Origin of the sequence: Bacillus sp. FSL R9-9497 (assembly GCF_038005805.1) — a bacterium.
Taxonomy (GTDB): Bacteria; Bacillota; Bacilli; order Bacillales; family Bacillaceae_G; genus Bacillus_A; species Bacillus_A cereus.
Genome location: NZ_JBBOTY010000001.1, coordinates 2,932,626 through 2,953,009, shown reverse-complemented (window position 1 = coordinate 2,953,009; position 20,384 = coordinate 2,932,626). Strand labels below are relative to the sequence as shown.

Sequence of the window (20,384 nt, the reverse complement as noted above, 5' to 3'; positions counted from 1 at the left end):
AACTTTAGCGATGAAAGGCTTACATAATGAAAGTATATAATATATTAATTGTTGAAGACGATTTGATTATAGGAGATTTATTACAAAAAATTTTACAGCGTGAGAAGTATAGTGTGTGTTGGGAGAAAGAGGGAAGGAAAGTTCTTGATATAATTCATGAAATAGATTTAGTCGTAATGGATGTTATGTTACCAGGCGAAGATGGTTATCAAATTACAAAGAAAATAAAAAATCTAGGATTAAATATTCCAATTATATTTCTATCAGCAAGGAATGATATGGATAGTAAACTAAAAGGTTTGACCATTGGAGAAGAATACATGATAAAACCTTTTGACCCTAGAGAGTTGTTGTTAAGGATTCAGAAAATGTTAGATAATCAATATGGTACGTTCACGCAAATTAACCATTTATTTATAGATGCAGAATATAAAAGAGTTTTTATTAATGATTTGCGTAATGAAGTTGCTTTTACAGCAATTGAACGTAAAATATTCTTTTATTTATATGAAAATAGAGATAGAGTTCTATCTAAAGAACACTTCTATGATTACCTATGGCAACTCGAAGATAGAAATCAAAATATCATGAACGTACATATAAAGAAAATTAGAACCAAAATTGATGATAAAACAGGTGATATTATTCAGAACATATATGGAGAAGGGTATAGATTAAATACCTATATGAAGAAATGAATTTAAAGAAAAAATATCAGTTACTATTATTCTCCGCTATTATTAGCGTACCACTGTTATTGTTATCAATTAGTATCTTAGTATCAGTTATTTATAATGTTGTCTTTAAAACTAAAAATCAGAACATTCCTTTTCACGAATCCTATGCATATCCTACGATGTTAATCATATTTTTATTATCACTATTAATATTAGCTTTTGTATTTTCAAAATCGATTAACACAGTATTAAATAAAATTAATGTATTAAATCAAACGATTCGAGATTTAGCTAGTGATAAAAAAATCCCTAATATAATAAATGTTAAAAGCGATGATGAAATGGGAGAGCTGATTAAATCAGTGAACTTGCTTATAGAAAGAACAACTTATCGAGAATTAGAACTACAACAACAGGAACAAATAAAAAAGGAACTATTAAATAAATTACGGCATGATATTAATACACCCTTAACAGCGGTCAGATTACAATTATATTATTTAGAAGGTGAGTACAAGGAACAAGCACCAGTACTTGAATCAATGTATGAGCAGATACAATATATAAGTGATTTAACTAACGAATTTAATATTCAATCTACAGAAACCTTAGAGAATACTTATATTGTGAATGATGAAGTTAATATACATAATTTAATAGAAAATATGATTAAAAAATGGAGCTATTTGTATAGCATTCATAAAATTGAATTAGTATATAATCCACAAGATAAAGAGTTGATATGGAATAGTAATGAGTTATGGATTCAAAGGTTATTTGATAATATTTTTCAAAATGTCCTTAAACATTCAAAAGCTAAAAAACTCAAAATTAATATAGACGAAAATATTGTTTCTTTTAGAGATAATGGGATTGGGTTTGATATAAATAGTAAAGGTACAGGACTTGGTTTGAAAAATATTGAAGATATATCAAAGATGTTCGACATAAAATACACTTTACAATCAAATAGTGAGGGTACTATGTTTTCATTTGAAAATACTAAAGTTTAGAGCAAATTACATAAAACCAACACCTCCCAACCATACTAATAAAATGTTTTGGAGGTGAGTTTAATGGACAAAAAAGACTTTGAAAAAGTATATAATGATTATTTACATCAAGGGGAAGAGCAAGCTCAATTTGAAATAGCTCAGGAAGTTACTTCAGGAGCAGAACAAATTGTTGCTGTTCGTAAAAATGATGAAGGTGATTTGATTGCTTTTAAAACAAGTAGCGGGAGAGAGTTAGATTATATGACTGCTCTTAGTGAAGCAAAATCAGGGAAGTTAGCTCATGTGGACGTATTTCATAAGTATGGCAGAGATATTATACGTAGTGAACCTGATGGAATAAAAGAAAATAACTTAGATAATTTACCTTCATTTTAAACGGGTAAACCTCAAGAAGAGAATGTTCATTACGATATTCTCTTCTTTGTTTTGCGAAGTTTTCCTTGCAAATAGACGATTCATTTTTAAAGTGCGATCATACTTTTAAAGAGCTCTCTAAATTTCTCTTTATCTTCTGCTGTAAATGGTTTCGGTCCCTTTGTACGTTTACCACTTTTTCGAACCATTGCACTTAAATATCGTGTTTGTAACAATTGTTCAATGTTATCATTCGTATACTTATAGCCTTTATGGTGTAGAACGATACAGCCTTTTGCTAATGCAAGCGAAGCAAGACCGTAATCTTGCGTTACGATTAAATCTTCTTTTTTTGCTAATTGCATAATTCGGTAATCGGCAGCATCTGCTCCGGAATCAACATAAATTGTTTCTACACCTTTAGGCTGCTGAGCATTAGAATAATGAGAAAAGCTAGTAACTAGAGTTACAGGAATTTCTGCACTCGTAGCTTCAAAAATAATTACATCTTTTACAGGACAAGCATCTGCATCAACGTAAATTTTCATTTTTACCACTCCTATAAAGTGAAACTTTAATCAGTGGGGGGATTCACCCTCCACTGATTATTAGTTGAACCAATCGGGCATTTACGGGCAGTTAATCTCCCACCTAACTTCTTTGTTACAGCTGAATTTTGAGCTGGGAGTTTTATTGCCCGTTAATGCGGGGTAACTAGGTTCGTGTTGATAATAATGGTAGATTTTTCTTTTGTCAAACGATAGAGCTTTATGTAAAGTTATTTTTCACAAACCAAAATAGCCTCCCGCAAACGAGAAATACCTTCCTCAATTTGATCAATATCCACTTTTCCATAAGATAAACGAATATAACCATCTTTCGCGCCGAAAATACTACCAGGCATAAAAGCAATTTCTTGTTTTAAGCTTTGCATAATGAGTTGTTTTTCGTTTATCGGTTCTTTTAATTTTCCCCATATGTAAATACCACCAGTAGGGTTTGAAAAAGAGATTTTATCATGAAGTTGCTCGTTTAGAGCACGAACAATAACGTCTCTTTTTTCTGCTAGTTGTTTTCGTAACGGTACGATATGCGACTGAAATGGTACAGTTTCGAAAAACTGCTGCATAAGCCACTGCGGGAATATGCTCATACCTAATTCCATTTGGTGCCGTGCGTCGGATAATCTTTCTACTACAGATTGCGGAGCAACGAGCCAGCCGACTCGTAATCCTGGCGCAATCATTTTTGATAAAGAATGTACATAAATAACTGTTCCGTTTTCATCTATTGATTTCAAAGTAGGACAAGGCTGTTTCTTTTCTAGCGTCAGCAAGCTGGATGGATCATCTTCAACGATTGCAATTCGTAAATCTGCGCAAAGTGATAACAGTGTTTTTCTACGGTTTGGATGAAGCATCGTTCCCGTAGGGTTTTGGAAATTTGGATTTAAAAAGATCATTTTAATACGGTGTTTTCTATATAACTCCTGTACATCGTCTGGATTAATCCCATGTTCATCGACAGGTAATGGGAAAATACGAATACCTGCTGATTGGAATAGAGGCAGGGAATAACAGTGTGAAGGACTTTCGAAAGCAACAGCATCACCGGGATTTAATAAACATTGTACGATAAGGTGAAGTGCTTGCTGTGCACCAGATGTAATCATAATGGATTGTTCAGTCGCCTCAACTTTTAAATATTCTTTCATATATTTTACGACCGCTTGTCTTAGCGGGAGATAGCCTTGCGGATGATCATAACTTAATGAATGCGTTAACGGTTGTTCTCGTAAAATCGTTTGTAGTTGATCGTGAGGATAAAGATTACAGCCGAGCTCTCCGTTTGCAAAATCAATAATGTTTTCATTTTGTTGTACTTCTGCCCGAATATGGCGAAGTAACGGTAAGTTTGGTAAGAACGTACCGCCTTCTACGAAATTTCTCCAGTTCGGCGTTAATGTTGGAGAAACGCCCCACATATGTGTACTTACACGTGTACCTTTACCAGTCGTACTTTCTACAATTCCCATAGCACGTAGTTCGTTATAAGCAGTCGTTACTGTACTTCGGTTTACATTTAACTGTGTAGCTAATTTTCGTTCGGAAGGTAGGAAGCTTCCTGGAGGAAGTTCTCCGTATGTAATACGTTTTTCAATAAAGTCAACAACTTGCTGATAAATGGGGATTTTACTGTCGTTATCTAGCTTCCATTCCATACAAACGCCTCCGCATCTCTTATATACATTCAGTATAACAAATTGGCTGGGTAAAAAAACAGCCAATTGGACGGTGTTATATCCAGCCAATTTTACTATGCTAAATATGGAAGGGGAGATTCGGATGAAACGATGGCAAATGGAATGGCTCCTAGTATCTGTTGCATTAGTATGGGGAGCAAATTATACAATAGGAAAGTATGGCGTGGCATATATGTCATCTATTCAATTTAATAGTTTACGATTTTTAGTAGCATCACCGGTATTATTACTTATTACTTTTATGATGGAACGCTCATTACGTATTGAAAGAAAAGATTGGTTACGATTAGTAGCAGTCGGCATCGTTGGAACGACAATGTATCAAACGATGTTTATGCTATCTGTGAAATATACTTCAGCAACGAACGCTTCATTATTAATTGCAATGTCACCTATTTTTACAGGGATATTAGCAGTATTGCATAAACAAGAACGTTTTTCGATGAAAGTACAAATTGGCTCAATCGTAGCCTTTATTGGTGCAGCATTCGTTTTATTAACAGGACATACAGGAGGAGCTACTTACGAGTATGCGTGGCTCGGAAATATAATTGGATTAGTCGCAGCAATTGCGTGGGGATGGTATCCAATTTTAGCGCAACCACTCATTACAAAATACTCCGCAATGAGAGTTACATCATGGTCTACTTTAATTGGAATTGGACCTCTCGTTATATACTGTTTACTCAATGTAAGCACACTAACGTGGCCAGTAGATATGCCAAGCTGGGGATCACTAGCATATTCAATCGTCTTTGCGACCATATTCGGACTTGCAATGTGGTATGTCGGTATTAGTAAAATAGGCTCAACGAAAGTAATGGTTTATATGTATCTTGTGCCATTGTTTGCAGTGATCTTTGCGGCAGTAACCATTGGAGAGCAAATTAATTTGATGCAACTAGTTGGCGGGCTTATTATCTTCATCGGTTTATATGTTGTAAAAAAAGGTGGAATCAAAAAGCCAGCTCTCAATTTGAAAAAAGTAAGTTAACAGTAAAAAGGATCTCTTTCATATAGAAGGAGATCCTTTTTGTTTTTGTAATAAAAGCGCTTGTTCAACGGCACATTTTTGATGATCGTGCATGAGAAGCTCTATAGCATGCAATGGAGACATCCACCTTAGAACATGATCCTCCTCACAGTTTTCAGTTTGTTTCTGCACCATATTCGCAATATAAAAAAATCCATCGTTTAAATAATATATATCTTCCTTTTCTGCATAAAAATATCGAGCCGCATTATCGACATACTGATCAATTTTAATTGCCCATCCTAATTCCTCTAGTAGTTCACGGTGCAAACATTCTTCTTTTGTTTCATTACCTTCCATACCGCCACCAGGTAAAAAGTAACGGTCACCTTTTTGGATAACAGCAATTTTTGAAGAAGTTGAGTTGAAAATAATTGCATAACAACTAGGTCGTAATACATATTGCTCAGTAGGCTTTTTATAGCCAAAAGTAAGTTTAGATATCATAAAACACGTCACCTCTCTATAAAATACATAAAAGGAATAATAAGGTAAAAACAAAATTGTATAAGTATAATCTTACGAGATTGGAGTGATAACAAAATGATAAATCGAAAGTGTACGCGCTGTAAAGAAATTACAGGTACGATGCACGGTGGTAAAAAAATTAAGGAAGAATTTCTATGTGAAGACTGTTTGCAAAAAGGAATTGAGAGCGGGGAAATCGAATTATCACAAGTGGAACAAGAAAAAACCTCGTATCTTTCTATAAAGATATTAAAAATAACGAGTGTTATTTATTTAATAGTATCAATTATAACTGCTTTTTCTGCTGGAGCATTTATACAAGATCCAGGGCTTGGTGGAATATCTTTTTCAATAACAGGTACAGTTGGTGTTATGATAATTGGATCCATATTCCAGTCTGTTCTTGTATTTTGCGGGATATGGGTATTCATCCTATTAGTAGAAACAGTCATTAAAATTTATGAAAAAATGAAGTGAGTGAGAGGGAGAAACATATGCGAGTAAGAAATATCCAAGGGGAAGATTATGTAAAGATTCATTCAGTTTTAAATGATTGGTGGGGCGGGAGAGACATGGTTGCCATGTTGCCAAAATTGTTTTTTGTTCACTTTCAAGAAACGAGTTTTATCATTGAAGAAGAGGGCGAAACGTTAGGTTTCTTATGCGGATTTTTTTCACAAACATATAAAGATGAAGCATACGTTCATTTTATCGGTGTAAATCCGAAGTATAGAAGAAGAGGAATCGCATCGACATTGTATTCTTATTTCTTTGATGTCGCTCGTGCAAATAATCGTACAGTTGTAAAAGCAATTACGTCACCAACTAATAAAAAGTCGATACAGTTTCATCAAGAAATCGATTTTCGAATTGAGGCTGGGGATGATGAGGTAGAGGGTGTATCGGTACATACAAATTATGATGGGAATGGCGGGAGTAGAGTTTTATTTTTGAAAAATGTGTAGATAAAAGGGGAATGATTGCATGGATATGCAGCAACGGAGAATGTTAGTAGCAGGAATTGTTTTAGCAGTAGTGTTAGGGGTAGGCTATTTTTCGACAAACGTATTACAAACTTTCTCAATCGTATGTTTAGCAGTAGCGATTGTATTTGGGGTTATAGGTAGCATACAAAAGAAACGTCAAAACAAGAATTAAAAATTTGAAAATTTTATGATACCTCAAAAATTCTCGTTTTAGGGTATTTGTTTTTCTTAGCTTAATGGCGATTGGATTGTATCACAAATTCTATTAAATTAAGTTTATATCAAAACACCATGCTTGCCCTGTTGTTGCAGACATAATGATATCCTTTTTTATTTTGTTAATTTAATAGAAGTGAGTGGGATGTCAAAAGCAATTTCTGTAAAATAATTTCATCAAAAGAAGGGGATTTATATGCATTTTGAAAGAGATAGATATTTTTTGGAGATGGCATTGGAAGAAGCTGAAATGGCATTAAAAGAAAATACATATCCAGTAGGAGCAGTTATTGTTGATGGAAATAATAATGTCATTGCAAGAGGAAGAAATAGAGTGCATCCACAAAAAGACATAACAGCTCACGCAGAGATAGACGCTATTCGCAATGCAGGGGAAGCAATGTTTGATGCAAAAATAAAAAATGAGAAGTTTACTATTTATAGCACGTTGGAACCGTGTCCAATGTGTACAGGTGGTATTTTATTCGCAAAAATACAGAGAGTAGTCTGGTTACTAAATGATGACTTAGGTTTTGGTGGATATAAAAAGATAAAAAATGCTTTAGTTTTCGAAGGGAAATTTAATAAAATCGACATAGTGGAAGAACCATTTGAAGACTTAAAAACAAGACAAAAAGAACTTATGAGACAATGGGAGCTAAATCCCAATAATATTATTAATTTGCGTAGGGCTATAAAAAAATAGTTGTTTCTTTCAATTAAATCGGGATACTGCCACATTACCATCAATTTAAAAAATATAGTGAAATTATATCGATTTAACAATAGAATATGGAAGAATCTATTACGAATAGAAAGCCGTCCTAAAAGTATTCTAGGATGGTTCTTTTTGTTGTGAGGAGATAAAGAGTATGGAGAATAAACAGAGTAGAAATGAGTATGTAAGACGCATACATAAGGTTCAAGATTATATAGAATCAAACATAGACAGTTCATTATCCATTGAAGAGCTAGCTGATATAGCAGGATTTTCGAAGTATCATTTTCATCGGATTTTTAAAGGAATAGTTGATGAGCCATTATCTCGGTATGTGAATCGCTTGAAACTAGAAAGGGCAACACATTTACTTACATATCGCGCAGACATGACGATTACAGATATTGCGTATCACTTCGGATTCACAGATTCAGCAGTTTTTTCCCGAACATTTAAAAATTATTACGGCGTAAGTCCGTCTCAATATCGAAACGATAATAGCAAGAATTGCAAAGACGTAAGGGGAATTCCTCAATACAATGAATGTAAGAAGGTTCGAGGAAATGTTGAAATTGTAACAGCGGATAATATAAACGTCGCATACATAAGACATACAGGTACATATGAAGAGTTAGCTATAGCTTTTCCAGAAATGATAGAAAAATTATTTCGTTACGCGGCGAAGAAAAACTATCATGTATTTGAGGATACGAAAGTATTAACCATTTACCACAATCATCATGAATTTACTGAGGACTATCATTTAAGAACAAGTTTATGTATAACAATTCCGGATGCGTCCGCAGTAGAAACGAGTGATATTGGAATAATGATAATACCTTCAGGCAAGTATACAGTAGGACATTTTGAAATATTCCAAGATGAATATAAGGGAGCGTGGGACTTTATATATGGTGAGTGGCTGCCAAATAGCGGATATAAACCGAGAGACTCGTATCCTTTTGAAGTATATAGAAATGACCCAAAGCAGCATCCAAAGCATAAACATATAGTTGATATATATGTACCTATCGAACCTTTTTAATTACAGGTTAAAGGGGAAAGAATAATGAAAACTGCTGAAAAGTTAGATCAGATTATAAAAGAAGAATATGAAAATATGAGTGGTATGTTAGTAGTGCGGAAAGGTAATGTTATTTTTGAAAAATATTATAACGATTACGGACAAAATGATACATTTCATGTAGCGTCAGTTACAAAAACGATAATCTCTGCGCTAATTGGAATATGTATAGATAAGGGCTATATAAAAAGTGTTGATCAAAAAGTAATAGAGTTTTTCCCTGAATATAAAGTAAAGTCATCTGAAGTAACAGTGCGACACCTACTTACAATGACAGCTCCATACCCTTTTGTAGACTGGCAGGAACCGTTAGAAGAATTATGTACACAACTAGACTGGGTACAGTATACACTTCATAGAATGGGGAACGGTGGAGAGATTGGAGCTTTTAAATATTCATCTGCAGGAGCTCATATACTATCAGCGATCATAACGAACGCAATAGGAAAAAATGCGCGTGAATTTGCGAATGAATACTTATTTCAGCCACTCGGCATGAGAGAAATTCCAAACTATAATATGAAAGCATTTGGATTTGATGACTTATTCGGAAAAGATGTGAAAGGATGGGTTCACGATCCAAATGGTATTTCGACGGGCGGCTGGGGACTAACGTTAACGGTTAGGGATATGGCTAAGTTTGGACAGATGTATTTGAATGAAGGTATTCATAATGGAAAACAAGTTCTATCAAAATCATGGATAAAAGAATCAATAGCGATGAATTCAAATCAATATGGTTACTTATGGTGGTTACGAGAAGAAGAGGGTGTCTATTCGTATTGTGCAATGGGTGATGGTGGGAATATGATTTGTTGTATTCCAGAGAAGGAATTGGTGGTGGTGATGGCTTCTGAAGTTGTGCCAGAAACAAAGGATAGATGGAGATTAATCAAAGAGTATATACTTTTAAAAGAGTAATGGTGAACTTGTAGAAAAATTTAAACGCTCCCCGTAACTTTCCGCAATAAAAAATCGTTAAACATTAGGAAGGGTTATTAATCACGAATGGGGGAGAACCATGAAAATTCTAATTCTAGGCGGTACACGATTTTTGGGAAGAGCATTTGCAGATGAGGCTTTACAGAGAGGGCATGAAATTACGTTATTTAACCGAGGAACAAACAAAGAAGTTTTTCCTGAAGTGGAGCAGCTGATCGGTGACAGAAATGGTGATGTATCAAGTTTAAAAAATCGAAAGTGGGATGTTGTCATAGACACGTGTGGATTTTCTCCACATCATATTAGGAATGTTGGAGAAGTGCTCAAAGATAATATTGAACACTATATATTCATCTCAAGCCTTTCCGTATATAAAGATTGGATTCCGCATGACATAAAAGAAGACTATATATTACAACCTGAACCGATGGAAGAGCAAATAAAGGCTGTAGAGAATGGTGAAATATCTCATTATGAGCATTATGGTGCGCTGAAAGTATTATGCGAAAAAGAAGCAGAGAAGTATTGGCCGGGGCGTGTTTTACACGTAAGAGCAGGACTTCTTTCAGGAATGTTCGATTATACAGATCGACTTCCATACTGGATCGGGCGTGTAGCAAAAGGAGGTAAAGTGTTAGTTCCAGGAAGAAAAGACCGTCCAGTACAGATAGTTGATATAAAAGACGTCGCAAACTGGGGACTAAACATGGCAGAAAACAAAAATGCAGGTACATTCAATGTAACAGGTCCGAATTATGATTTGACGATGGAAGAGCTATTAAATACGTGTAAAAAAGTTACGAATAGTGATGCTGAATTCGTTTGGATAGAGGAATCGTTTATGAATGAACATAAAGTGCAGCCTTGGACAGAGATGCCTTTATGGCTTCCAGAAACTTTTTCATTAGAAGGTGAAACGAAGCCGTGGAAAGGTGGATTTTCAATTAGTATTGAAAGTGCTGTTAAAGAAGGACTTACTTTTAGAAGGTTAGAAGATACAGTTACAGATGTGTATGAGTGGATGAAGAGTGTGGACGAATGGGAATTAAAAGCAGGTATTTCAAGGGAAAGAGAAAAGATGTTATTGGATAAGTGGTATGAAATAAAGAGAGTTTAAATAAGAATCTTGTGAAAAAAGGACTCTGTTTATTGCTTAAACAGAGTCCTAATATGAATCTACCACTCAAACGGTTCTTCTCCATACAGTTCCCATAGCTTAGGAAACATCTTTTTTAAACCTTCTTCATCGTCTTCATTCCAGTCAAATTCAAAATCTACATCGTCGAATTCTTCATTAGATAAGACATGGTAAAGTGTAAAGTAAGTATCATCTTCGTCACCAGTTTTTTCTGCATATACAGTGAAACCGAAATATAAAGAAAGTTCTTCTATTTCTGGGACGTCATACTCACTCAAATTTTCTAATACAGGAATTAATCGTTCTGGATCTTCAATACAAGCTTCGTATGTCTCTTTTCCTTGATATAATAACCATCCGCGGAAGTAATCGAAAGTATCATCTGAACAGCCACCCATAATAATATAGGCTGCTGCCCATAAACGGGAGGTATAGGAGTCTTTCAAAAGGTGATGCATATGCGTATCAAAAGCTACAATTTCATGTACTGTACGTTTAGCAAGGTGAGAAGTAAGCCATTCTATTTGTTCTTCTTGGTCCTCACCTTTCGTTTTTGCACGATGAAGTAGCTCCCAAAATTCTTCTTCGGTTATCGTTTTTTCTTTTATGTAATCTTCCCCAGGCAACGGGTCTGTATATCCTTTTTTACGTTTGGAAGCAACTAGTTTATTAGCTTCTTTCATACATTCTTCTTCTGTTTCAAACTCTTTCGCTTTCACACTGCCAGCTGTGCCAATTTTTCCGTAAAACACAACATAGTCTTTTTCTTTCACAACGATTTTCCAAAACTTATTTGATTTCTCAGTTTGCTGGATTAATAACGTTTCCATCCGTACCCCCATAATGTTTTCTAGTGTGCAATATGATTGTAACATATGTATATACACTTGTAATGATGAAAAATAATAGTTTAGAAAATTCAAAAACCATTGAATGGAGTGGATAAATTTAGTAACCTTATTTGTACAGTAATTACATAATTGTTTTGTAATAATTCGATATTTATATAAGGGGGCGTTACGGATGGATCTTACGTTTAAAGTTGAGGAAACATGTTTTAATTACCGCGTTGGAGCAATTTGTAAACATGATAATAAAATGCTCATTCTGCAAGGTGACGGTGAAGATTTTTGGTATGTACCCGGCGGTAGAGTAAAAATGCTAGAGAATAGTGAAGATGCATTAAAACGAGAGCTTGCGGAAGAGATAGGTGTTCCTATTAAAAGGAAAAGGTTAATATGGTCAGTAGAAAATTTCTTTACACTTTCTGAGCGAAAGTTTCATGAAATTAGTTTTTATTATGAAGTAGAGCTACATGAGTTACCTGCGAGTGGAGCGGATCAATATATTTTGGAAGAAGAGGGTAGAACGTATTTGTTTAGATGGGTGCCAGTAGAAGAACTGCATACATATAACTTACAACCTGCATTTATAAAAGAGAAAGTAAAGGATGTATCAGTTCACACAGAACATATCGTATTACAAAAGTAAATGTATTCGGAGGGGAAAATGGTGAAGGGAACTAAAAAAGAGGTACATATAAATGACAAAGTAATTCGTTACACACATATCGAAAAAGGCTCTAGTACGGTTTGTTTTATGTTTTCAGGTTCAGGATACAATTATGATAAGCCGTTATTTTATTACGCAACGATGTTAATGCTTGAACATAAAATAGATGTTGTACATATTCATTATTCTTATGATGGACAATTAATGAATAAACCAATGGAAGAAGTAACGAAAGTAATGATGGATGATATTAATCCTGTAATAAATGAAGTATTAAAAGATGAGCAATACAACGAGACTATGTTTTTAGGGAAGTCACTCGGAACAATTCCGATTGCAAATGATTTAATGAAGAGAGAAGAATTCGCGCAGTCAAAAATGATACTACTTACACCTTTACTGACGTTTGATACAATTTTTGATTCTATCTTACATAGTCGACACGAAGGGTTTTTAGTTATTGGGGATAAAGATCACCAATACAATGCAGATCAAATTGATCAGTTATATAAAACGAATTTACAGATTGAAGTTGTCAAAAATGCAAATCATTCTGTAAATGTTGGGGGATATGAAACGGAAAATTCAATTGAGGCTATAGCGAAAATAATAGGAAAACTTAAAGAAGTTGTTAGGACAAACTAACCTATTAATACATGCAAAAGAGGTGCGAATTGCACCTCTTTTACTTTAATAAGCCTTCAAAACATGAAGTAAATAATCCTTACGATTCAGCGGATTATAATCAACACGTTTTCGAGTAGGGAAGGGAGCCATAAGTTTTGTGAAACCAGCTGGCTTCGTTGTAAATATGCCTTCTCCTTCTGTAAATGAATGTAGTATTCGTTTGAAACTCTCTGTTTTCGCAACAGGTAATGATCCTGTTAACTGATAAGAATTGTTATTGAATATAGGCTCTGCAAAAGTTGCTGGAACGGCAGCAAGCTTATACATTGCAGTACTAATTGCGTGCTCCGGTACAGTTAATTCAAATTCATTTACTGGTTCATATACATATGTTTCAGCTTGCTTTAAAGCATCCATTAATACGATCGGTGTTAAATTTCTAAAGTCACTCGCTGTTGTAACAGGACTAGCATAACCAGTATGTGTTAACGTGACGATAATATCTGTAACTTCCCATCCATATAATCCTTGTTTTAACGTTTGAAATACCGTATCTTCAATCGCTTTATGAAATGCTAAAGGTAGTGAGCCGAGCTCAACATCTAATTTATATGTTATGCCGCAATTAAGTTCACCACGTTCAACTTTGAATCCGATTGTTGCGTAAAATGGATTCTCTTTTTCACCCATTACTTCAACAGAATTGCCTACGCCAATTGGTTTCTCGATACATACAACTCGCGTATTTGAAAAAGTAACCTGCAAATTATATTTCTCATAAAGTGTTGTTTCAATTACTTCTTTTTGTACCTCACCGAAAAGGCGAATATATAGTTCATTATGAACATCGTCTTTCCAAACTTTAATGAGCGGATCTTCTTCACATAGTTCTATAAGAACAGCGTATAAATTATGAATTTGCTCTTTAGATACGGCATCAATGGCAGCTTCCATTTGTGGTTCGGCAAAGTGAATATCTTTTATATAATCCGTACGTTCACCGATAATATCACCAATTTTAATATCATTCAGCCCCCACACTTTACAAAACTCACCGCTAGGAACGGTAGAAGTTTGAACGGTATCTCCATTATGAAATAGGCACATTTTTTTTATCTTTTCTTTATGGAATAGAGACTTACTGCGCTGTATATTAACATATTTTCTAACATGTAAGCTACCTGAAAAAACTCTTATATAAGCAACCTTTTCTCCAGAAGGTTCACGTTCAATTTTAAAAACAACACCGGATAATGGTTCCTCTTGTGCCGATGTAAGAGCTGGAATGAGAGCCGGAAGTTTTTCAAGAAGTTCTGTTACGCCCATACCAGTCATTGCTGAACCGAAAAAGATTGGATACACATTCGCTTGCTGTATTTGCTGTTCTAGTTTTTCTCTTAATAGTGCGTCCGGTATTATTTCGTTATTTACATATGATTCAAGTAACGATTCATTAAATGGTGCTAACAGTTCCATACAATCGTCATATGATTTGCATTCAAAAATTCGTGCTTCCTTTGTTCCTTCGTTTTCTACAGAGTAGAAAGGGAATGTTTCATTTGAAAGAATCTCTTTTATTTGCTTCGTAACTTTTTCAGTATTTGCACCGCTACGATCAATTTTATTTATGAATAATATGGTTGGTATGTTTAGTTTCTGTAATGTTCGCATTAAAATTTTTGTTTGTGCTTGCACACCTTCAACAGCAGAAATAACTAAAATTGCACCGTCTAAAACGCGAAATGATCGCTCCACTTCAGCGATAAAATCAGCGTGTCCAGGTGTATCTATAACATTTATTTTTAAGTCATTGATACAAAAAGAAACGACAGATGCTTTAATCGTAATTCCGCGCTGCCTTTCTAATTCCATTGAGTCAGTTTGTGTATTACCACTATCTACTCGGCCGATTTCTTTAATCACATTCGTTTCATAAAGAATACGCTCAGTCAAACTCGTCTTGCCAGCGTCTACGTGCGCGACAATCCCTATATTTATTGTTGTCATATGTGAATATCCTCATTTCATTTCCCATTTTTATTTCCTCATTTCTATTTGTGTATTGCCGCATTACAATCACTCTCCAGTCATTTGAATTATTACTATTATAATGTAATTTACATTTTTTGTAATGCTGCAAAGCGCCTTAATTTGGAAAAATATAAATGAAAACAAAATGCTTGCATTCTAAATCGATATAGATTATATTAATTGACGTATCAACTATTGATACATCAAACGTTTTTATTTTAGATGTAAAGGAGGGGTAATTTGACAAGTTCATGCTCAAAAGAAGCGATTATTTTATATAAATTACACTTTCTAAATAAAGAAGTAAGTTCGAAATTTGAAGGGTGTACGGGTATGAGCCAGTCTAGGTTAGAGCTTATACTTCAGTTATATGAAGTAGGTGAAATTAGTCAAAAAGCACTTCAACAAGAAGTGAATATTGATAATGCTGCGATAACAAGGCATTTAAAGCAGCTTGAGGCAAATGAAATGATAGTAAGACGTAAAAATCCAGAAGATAACAGAATTACGTTAGTTTCTCTAACTGAAGAGGGACGAAATAAAATTCAGGCGTTTCAAGAGGAAAAAGAACGTTTTGCAGCATCTGCATTTAAAGGATTAAGTGAAGAACAGCGCGATAATCTTTTAAATATGTTAAATCACATTCAAGAAAATATAAAAGAATTATAAAAAAGGGAGAATACAACTATGACTAACTCAGTAAAAACAAATGATTTTAACGAAATTTTAACAGGACGTCGTTCAATTCGTAAATATGACACATCAGTGAAAATTAGCAAAGAAGAAATGACAGAAATTCTTACAGAAGCAACACTTGCACCATCATCTGTAAACATGCAACCATGGAGATTTTTAGTAATTGAAAGTGACGAAGCGAAAGCAACACTTGCGCCACTAGCGAAATTCAATCAATCTCAAGTAGAAACATCTTCAGCAATGATCGCTTTATTTGGTGACTTAAACAACTTTGATAACGCAGAAGAAATTTATGGTACAGCAGTAGAGCGCGGTTTAATGCCGGCAGAAGTAAAAGAAGACCAAATGAAAAAGCTTTCAGCTTACTTCTCAATGGTTACACCAGCAGTAATGAAAGATACAGTATTAATTGACGGTGGCCTTGTAGCAATGCAATTTATGCTAGCAGCTCGTGCTCACGGTTACGATACTTGTCCAATTGGTGGATTTGAAAAAGACCAAATCGCAGAAGCATTTGGACTAGATAAAGAACGTTACGTACCAGTAATGTTAATTTCAATCGGAAAAGCTGCTGATAGTGGTTACCAATCAGTACGTCTTCCAATTGACAAAGTTGCTGAGTGGAAGTAATCTAATTAGGTCATAGAAATATATGGAATATGAAAGGGGAAACACCATGATTATTATTCACGCAATATTTCAAGTAGACCCAGCAAAACAACAATCATTTTTAGAAGAAATTCAGCCACTCATTCACGGTTCAAGAGAAGAAAGTGGAAATGTATCTTATGACTTATATAAAGATACAGAAAAAGAAAGTGTTTATACGATGGTAGAAGTATGGAAAGATGAAGCAGCAGTTGCGAGCCATAATACGAGTGAACACTTCACATCTTTCGTTAGTAAAGCAGCACAATTTTTAACTGCTCCGCTTAATATAAAAGCTTATAATGGAGAATTAGTAAAATAATAAGGTAGAAAAAGATGACTTTAGCATATGGCTGAAGTCATCTTTTTTTGTATAAGTAGAATCCATTTTGGACTCAGTTATGTTGATAGATAAGCGTTGCTCGCATCCTCAGTAACAGTGCTGAATTGTATGTTAAATTCGAATATTCGGTTTATTGGGATATTTTTCCGTGGTATAATTTTCTTGTAAATACAAGGTAGAGGGGAGTAAGTGATGGGAGAATTTCAAAGTAATTTGCATACGGCAACGCAACTTGCAACGAAAATGAGAAATGCTTCAGATAGAATGCAAAGTGCTACTAGTCGCTCTATAAATAAGGCAACGCGTACGACACTATCTGTGAACTTCCAAGCACAAGAGGCAAATCAACAAAATTTACAGATCACGAAACAATTTTGTACTGCTTTTCAACAAACAATTGATAATATCCATTCCGTAGCAAATGAATTTGAGAAAATGGATACAGGACTTCAAAAGACTTTTCAATAATGTAACAACCTACGTAAAGGGGAAAAGGTAGGGAGAAAAGATGAGTCAAGAAATTGAAACGAGAATCAGTCAATGTAATCAAAAATTACGAATTATATTTGAAGAACAAAATGAAAACCGAATCGCGCTGCAAAATCAAGAACGAGCTGAGGTTAGTTTTCATGAATGGAAAAATAGAAGTAATCGTTTATTTAACCGAATACTAGAAACTTGGCACGGCGACAAAGAAGTGTTTCACCTTTTTACGAATATGCGGCAAGAAATCGGACAGTATGAAAGAAAACTTACATTCGAATTAGAAAATGAAAAAGAGACGTTGCTTAAAGAAAAACGGCATCTCAGTGAGAAAGAAAACGACCTTTCCTATGAACAGCAGCAACTACAAAGGGAGGCCAATACATGAGTTTAAACATGTATTTGGGAGAAGTACAAAGTCAAACTCAAAGTATGAACGCTATATGTAATGCTACGATTCAAAGTATGGAACAAGCCATTCAATCTATTGATGCATTTGCGATAGACACAGTATTACAAGGACAAACATACAGTAGTGCAAAAGCCTACCTTGTCCAAACATTTCGGCCATTAGCGCAAGGAATCATATGCTTATGTGAAGAATTAATTCGCCAAAATGAAGCATTTCCAAATGAGTTCCAAGCGAAAGTTGCTTCGACAGATGTGATTGAACAAGAAATAAGAGAACAAATAAGGGGAATTAATCAATCGATTACAAGTATAGAAGCAATAGAAGTACTTACACCAATGCCCGGAGTAGATGCAATTGTAACGGTATTAGGTGCAATGAGAAAAAAACTGGAAGAAAAACTAGAGCATTTATATGAATTCAATCATTCATCCAGCAACAACTACAGCACCACCCTCCAATTAGCAGCTAGCATCACAGCCGGACTCGCTGAAGTGCAAAGTGGGAAAGGATTTAGTCCTGTGAGTGGTACGTTTAGTACACAAGGGTTGAATATGGATTGGGTGAGTTCGATTCAGGGGATTATAGAAGAAACAGCTCGAAAAAATGATCAGTCAATTAAAGATATAGAAACAAATAACATAATTGAGAAGAAATCTCCGGTTAGAAATGCTTGTGACGATGCGACAGACAGTATAGTTGGCACGTTTGAAACAGCGAAAAAGATGTGGGAAGCTATTCAAAGAGGATCGGGGAAAGCTATTGGTGATGAAATCGAGTCCGCAATAGCTTTAAGTAATATGGACATAGGAACTTTTATTAATGTAACCTATGCACTTTTCCATTTGGATGAAACTGCAAAAAATATGTGGCATGCATTTTCAAATAAAATAAAACGAGATATGATAGAGGGAGATGCAGAGAGTCGTACAGAATTGACTACCTATGGATTAACACAAATAGCTACCACAATATTAGGCGATAGGGCACTAAATAAAGTAGGCCATATCACAAAAGGAGCAAAAGCATCAAGTGGAGTAAGTACATTTGCTAATGCAGTAAAATTAGCAAAAGAATTGAAGCCTACGCTTGAAATGTTACAATCATTTAAGAGAAATGCTTCCTATGCATTCTCTAGTGTTGGTGGAACTATTGTAACCAAAATACCTCAAGGCGAATTATTAGAAGCTTTTTATAAGTTTGCGAAATCTAAAGATGGTGGTAAGGGTAAAACTGGTGAAATAGCTAAGGAATCTAGAAAAGTAGCCCAAACATTAGAAGCAGCTAGAGCACAACAACGTACGGTAATAGAATCAGTAGAAAGTGGCGAAGTAGCTTTAAAAACAACGAAGCGTAAAGGAAATTATGGTGAAATGAAGATGGATGACTTTTTTGAAAGTCAAACATATACTAGAATTAGTGATGATCGTGTATTAACATTAGATCAAAAAGTTGTTAAGGGAATAGATGCTGTATATGAAAATTCATCTCCGCCACCTAAGTATGTGATAGCGGAGGCTAAGTATAACACATCCAAATTAGGAAAAACAAATGATGGTAAGCAAATGAGTGAAGATTGGATTCTTGGAAGTGAAAGGTTAGATAGTACTTTGTCAAAAGAAAAAGCAGATGAAATTGTGGAAGAGATGTTGCTGAATCCAGAAAATGTTCAAAGAATTGTTATTCAAGTTATGCCTGACGGAACGATTGTGAAGAAAATTCTTGAAGTATAAAAGGTGGAAAAGAAATTATGCTAAGGGATAAAATCAAAAATGATATATATTTTAACAAATTTATCAATTATGAGGAAAAGAGAATAGAAAAGTTTTTATTATTGGTTGAAAAGGTTATTGAGGAAAGAGGCAAAGATGATAAAGGTGTAAAGAATGGATATATAGCGTTACAAGGGTATCATTTTAATAAATTAAGGGCAATGTACTCTGCGGGTTGTTCTATCCAAACTATTCGTGATTTTTTACCTGAAGTAATAAATATAATGGAAAAAGTGTGGAATAAAGAAAGTGGATATATACGTATGTTATGGATAATATCTATAGCAGTAATGCTAAATGTTGAAGATAAAGAATTTAATAGACTAATAGCAATGGTAAGGAAAGAAGGATTAAATGATTATCTGATTAATTATTTTATTGCTTTTAGAAATAGTGAGCCATCAGATTTTTATGAGCAAAGTGAGTTTTATGTAAAATATCCATATTTCAAATTAAAAGAAGTAATTGAGAGTAATAAAATTTCACAAGAGAAATCTATAAAAAATTTAGAGAAATATATAAAGGAGTATTGGTATAAGGGACATTTAGAAGAAGCATGGTACGATGCACATGAAAATAAACATGACATTTATAGTGGTTACTGGAGTTTTGAAAGTGGAGCAATCGCTAAAATTTTAAAATTAGATGATTCAACCTTGAAAGATAGTTCATATTACCCTTATGATATGGTGCATTGCCAAGAAAAATAAATGTTGGAATCCACAGTGATAAATTTTAACACTGTGGATTTTTTAGTTTGTATTAAAGTAGGTATAAGGGTAATGTTGGTAATGGATCCAGTGAGCTAGATGTAAGAGCTAATTAGGAAATATGTACGAGATGTTGAAACGCAGACGAATTATGAATTATCACTGGATTTTTTTATCTAAATATCCATAATATCTAATTGAATGTTAGTAAATTCATAAACATATTGTTATCACCTTCTATTTATATCTGTATATAGA

25 protein-coding genes are annotated in these 20,384 nt (G+C 34.4%); 20 read left to right on the top strand and 5 right to left on the bottom strand.

Features of this window, described 5'->3' with window-relative positions:
* The first annotated feature begins 26 nt into the window (after positions 1–26).
* The 3 genes from MKY21_RS15250 (at position 27) to MKY21_RS15240 (ending at position 2,068) form a co-directional block, all read left to right on the top strand.
* Positions 27–698: a response regulator transcription factor gene (locus MKY21_RS15250; protein ID WP_000870368.1), complete on the top strand. Its 672-nt coding sequence runs from the start codon at positions 27–29 to the stop codon at positions 696–698.
* Positions 695–1,690: a sensor histidine kinase gene (locus tag MKY21_RS15245; RefSeq protein ID WP_098783193.1), complete on the top strand. Its 996-nt coding sequence runs from the start codon at positions 695–697 to the stop codon at positions 1,688–1,690. The genes MKY21_RS15250 and MKY21_RS15245 overlap by 4 nt, the downstream gene beginning before the upstream one ends.
* Positions 1,691–1,753: 63 nt before the next feature.
* Positions 1,754–2,068 (top strand): DUF3892 domain-containing protein, encoded by a 315-nt coding sequence (locus MKY21_RS15240; protein ID WP_000358163.1) that lies wholly within the window; start codon positions 1,754–1,756, stop codon positions 2,066–2,068.
* 86 nt (positions 2,069–2,154) lie between these two features.
* On the opposite strand, the gene MKY21_RS15235 is transcribed toward MKY21_RS15240, so the two are convergent.
* Together MKY21_RS15235 and pdxR are read right to left on the bottom strand one after the other, a co-directional pair.
* On the bottom strand, positions 2,155–2,595 hold the full coding sequence (locus MKY21_RS15235; RefSeq protein ID WP_000708774.1) for a YaiI/YqxD family protein: 441 nt from the start codon (positions 2,593–2,595) through the stop codon (positions 2,155–2,157).
* Positions 2,596–2,825: 230 nt separating this feature from the next.
* On the bottom strand, positions 2,826–4,268 hold the full coding sequence (gene pdxR, locus MKY21_RS15230; RefSeq protein WP_341076696.1) for a MocR-like pyridoxine biosynthesis transcription factor PdxR: 1,443 nt from the start codon (positions 4,266–4,268) through the stop codon (positions 2,826–2,828).
* Positions 4,269–4,392: 124 nt separating this feature from the next.
* On the opposite strand from pdxR, the gene MKY21_RS15225 reads away from it, so the two are divergent.
* Positions 4,393–5,304, top strand: a complete 912-nt coding sequence (locus MKY21_RS15225) for a DMT family transporter (RefSeq protein WP_069604667.1) — start codon at positions 4,393–4,395, stop codon at positions 5,302–5,304.
* A gap of 18 nt (positions 5,305–5,322) precedes the next feature.
* Here the strand turns inward: MKY21_RS15225 and MKY21_RS15220 are convergent, their stop codons facing one another.
* Positions 5,323–5,790 carry an NUDIX hydrolase gene (locus MKY21_RS15220; protein WP_098537064.1) on the bottom strand — a complete coding sequence of 156 codons (468 nt, stop codon included), beginning with the start codon at positions 5,788–5,790 and terminating at the stop codon, positions 5,323–5,325.
* A gap of 96 nt (positions 5,791–5,886) precedes the next feature.
* Here MKY21_RS15220 and MKY21_RS15215 point away from each other — a divergent pair, with 96 nt between their 5' ends.
* From MKY21_RS15215 to MKY21_RS15185, 7 genes are all read left to right on the top strand, one after another.
* Positions 5,887–6,288: a DUF3980 domain-containing protein gene (locus MKY21_RS15215; RefSeq protein WP_098537065.1), complete on the top strand. Its 402-nt coding sequence runs from the start codon at positions 5,887–5,889 to the stop codon at positions 6,286–6,288.
* A 17-nt stretch (positions 6,289–6,305) separates the two neighbouring features.
* Positions 6,306–6,776 carry a GNAT family N-acetyltransferase gene (locus tag MKY21_RS15210; protein ID WP_341076692.1) on the top strand — a complete coding sequence of 157 codons (471 nt, stop codon included), beginning with the start codon at positions 6,306–6,308 and terminating at the stop codon, positions 6,774–6,776.
* Positions 6,777–6,795: 19 nt separating this feature from the next.
* Positions 6,796–6,969, top strand: a complete 174-nt coding sequence (locus tag MKY21_RS15205) for a hypothetical protein (protein ID WP_000367555.1) — start codon at positions 6,796–6,798, stop codon at positions 6,967–6,969.
* 240 nt (positions 6,970–7,209) lie between these two features.
* Complete coding sequence (locus MKY21_RS15200; protein WP_044796891.1) at positions 7,210–7,719, top strand: deaminase; 510 nt, start codon at positions 7,210–7,212, stop codon at positions 7,717–7,719.
* Between the two features lie 166 nt (positions 7,720–7,885).
* Positions 7,886–8,776: an AraC family transcriptional regulator gene (locus tag MKY21_RS15195; protein WP_000428664.1), complete on the top strand. Its 891-nt coding sequence runs from the start codon at positions 7,886–7,888 to the stop codon at positions 8,774–8,776.
* A 24-nt stretch (positions 8,777–8,800) separates the two neighbouring features.
* Positions 8,801–9,736, top strand: a complete 936-nt coding sequence (locus MKY21_RS15190; protein ID WP_016118175.1) for a serine hydrolase domain-containing protein — start codon at positions 8,801–8,803, stop codon at positions 9,734–9,736.
* Between the two features lie 100 nt (positions 9,737–9,836).
* Positions 9,837–10,874 (top strand): SDR family oxidoreductase, encoded by a 1,038-nt coding sequence (locus MKY21_RS15185; RefSeq protein WP_341076687.1) that lies wholly within the window; start codon positions 9,837–9,839, stop codon positions 10,872–10,874.
* Positions 10,875–10,933: 59 nt separating this feature from the next.
* Here MKY21_RS15185 and MKY21_RS15180 read toward each other — a convergent pair whose 3' ends face one another.
* Positions 10,934–11,725, bottom strand: coding sequence for a DUF4240 domain-containing protein (locus MKY21_RS15180; RefSeq protein ID WP_341076686.1), 792 nt, complete (start codon positions 11,723–11,725; stop codon positions 10,934–10,936).
* A 193-nt stretch (positions 11,726–11,918) separates the two neighbouring features.
* Between MKY21_RS15180 and MKY21_RS15175 the strand changes: the two genes are divergently transcribed.
* A complete protein-coding gene (locus MKY21_RS15175) occupies positions 11,919–12,386 on the top strand; it encodes an NUDIX hydrolase (protein WP_341076684.1) in 468 nt (155 codons plus the stop codon).
* Entirely contained in the window at positions 12,387–13,052 is a 666-nt protein-coding gene (locus MKY21_RS15170; protein WP_327641841.1) for an alpha/beta hydrolase, read from the top strand.
* A 45-nt stretch (positions 13,053–13,097) separates the two neighbouring features.
* On the opposite strand, the gene MKY21_RS15165 is transcribed toward MKY21_RS15170, so the two are convergent.
* Positions 13,098–15,041, bottom strand: coding sequence for a translation factor GTPase family protein (locus MKY21_RS15165; RefSeq protein ID WP_341076680.1), 1,944 nt, complete (start codon positions 15,039–15,041; stop codon positions 13,098–13,100).
* A 264-nt stretch (positions 15,042–15,305) separates the two neighbouring features.
* Between MKY21_RS15165 and MKY21_RS15160 the strand changes: the two genes are divergently transcribed.
* The 7 genes from MKY21_RS15160 (at position 15,306) to MKY21_RS15130 (ending at position 20,126) form a co-directional block, all read left to right on the top strand.
* On the top strand, positions 15,306–15,734 hold the full coding sequence (locus tag MKY21_RS15160; protein ID WP_000204178.1) for a MarR family winged helix-turn-helix transcriptional regulator: 429 nt from the start codon (positions 15,306–15,308) through the stop codon (positions 15,732–15,734).
* 18 nt (positions 15,735–15,752) lie between these two features.
* Complete coding sequence (locus MKY21_RS15155) at positions 15,753–16,391, top strand: nitroreductase family protein (protein WP_341076677.1); 639 nt, start codon at positions 15,753–15,755, stop codon at positions 16,389–16,391.
* A gap of 46 nt (positions 16,392–16,437) precedes the next feature.
* A complete protein-coding gene (locus MKY21_RS15150) occupies positions 16,438–16,731 on the top strand; it encodes a putative quinol monooxygenase (RefSeq protein ID WP_000583816.1) in 294 nt (97 codons plus the stop codon).
* Positions 16,732–16,944: 213 nt separating this feature from the next.
* The gene (locus MKY21_RS15145) at positions 16,945–17,220 is read left to right on the top strand and encodes a TIGR04197 family type VII secretion effector (RefSeq protein WP_000503641.1); all 276 of its coding nucleotides are present in this window, start codon (positions 16,945–16,947) and stop codon (positions 17,218–17,220) included.
* A gap of 40 nt (positions 17,221–17,260) precedes the next feature.
* On the top strand, positions 17,261–17,623 hold the full coding sequence (locus MKY21_RS15140) for a DUF3958 family protein (protein WP_000076595.1): 363 nt from the start codon (positions 17,261–17,263) through the stop codon (positions 17,621–17,623).
* Positions 17,620–19,377: a T7SS effector LXG polymorphic toxin gene (locus MKY21_RS15135; RefSeq protein WP_341076676.1), complete on the top strand. Its 1,758-nt coding sequence runs from the start codon at positions 17,620–17,622 to the stop codon at positions 19,375–19,377. The genes MKY21_RS15140 and MKY21_RS15135 overlap by 4 nt, the downstream gene beginning before the upstream one ends.
* Positions 19,378–19,394: 17 nt before the next feature.
* Positions 19,395–20,126: a PoNe immunity protein domain-containing protein gene (locus MKY21_RS15130; RefSeq protein WP_000942842.1), complete on the top strand. Its 732-nt coding sequence runs from the start codon at positions 19,395–19,397 to the stop codon at positions 20,124–20,126.
* Positions 20,127–20,384 lie beyond the last annotated feature (258 nt).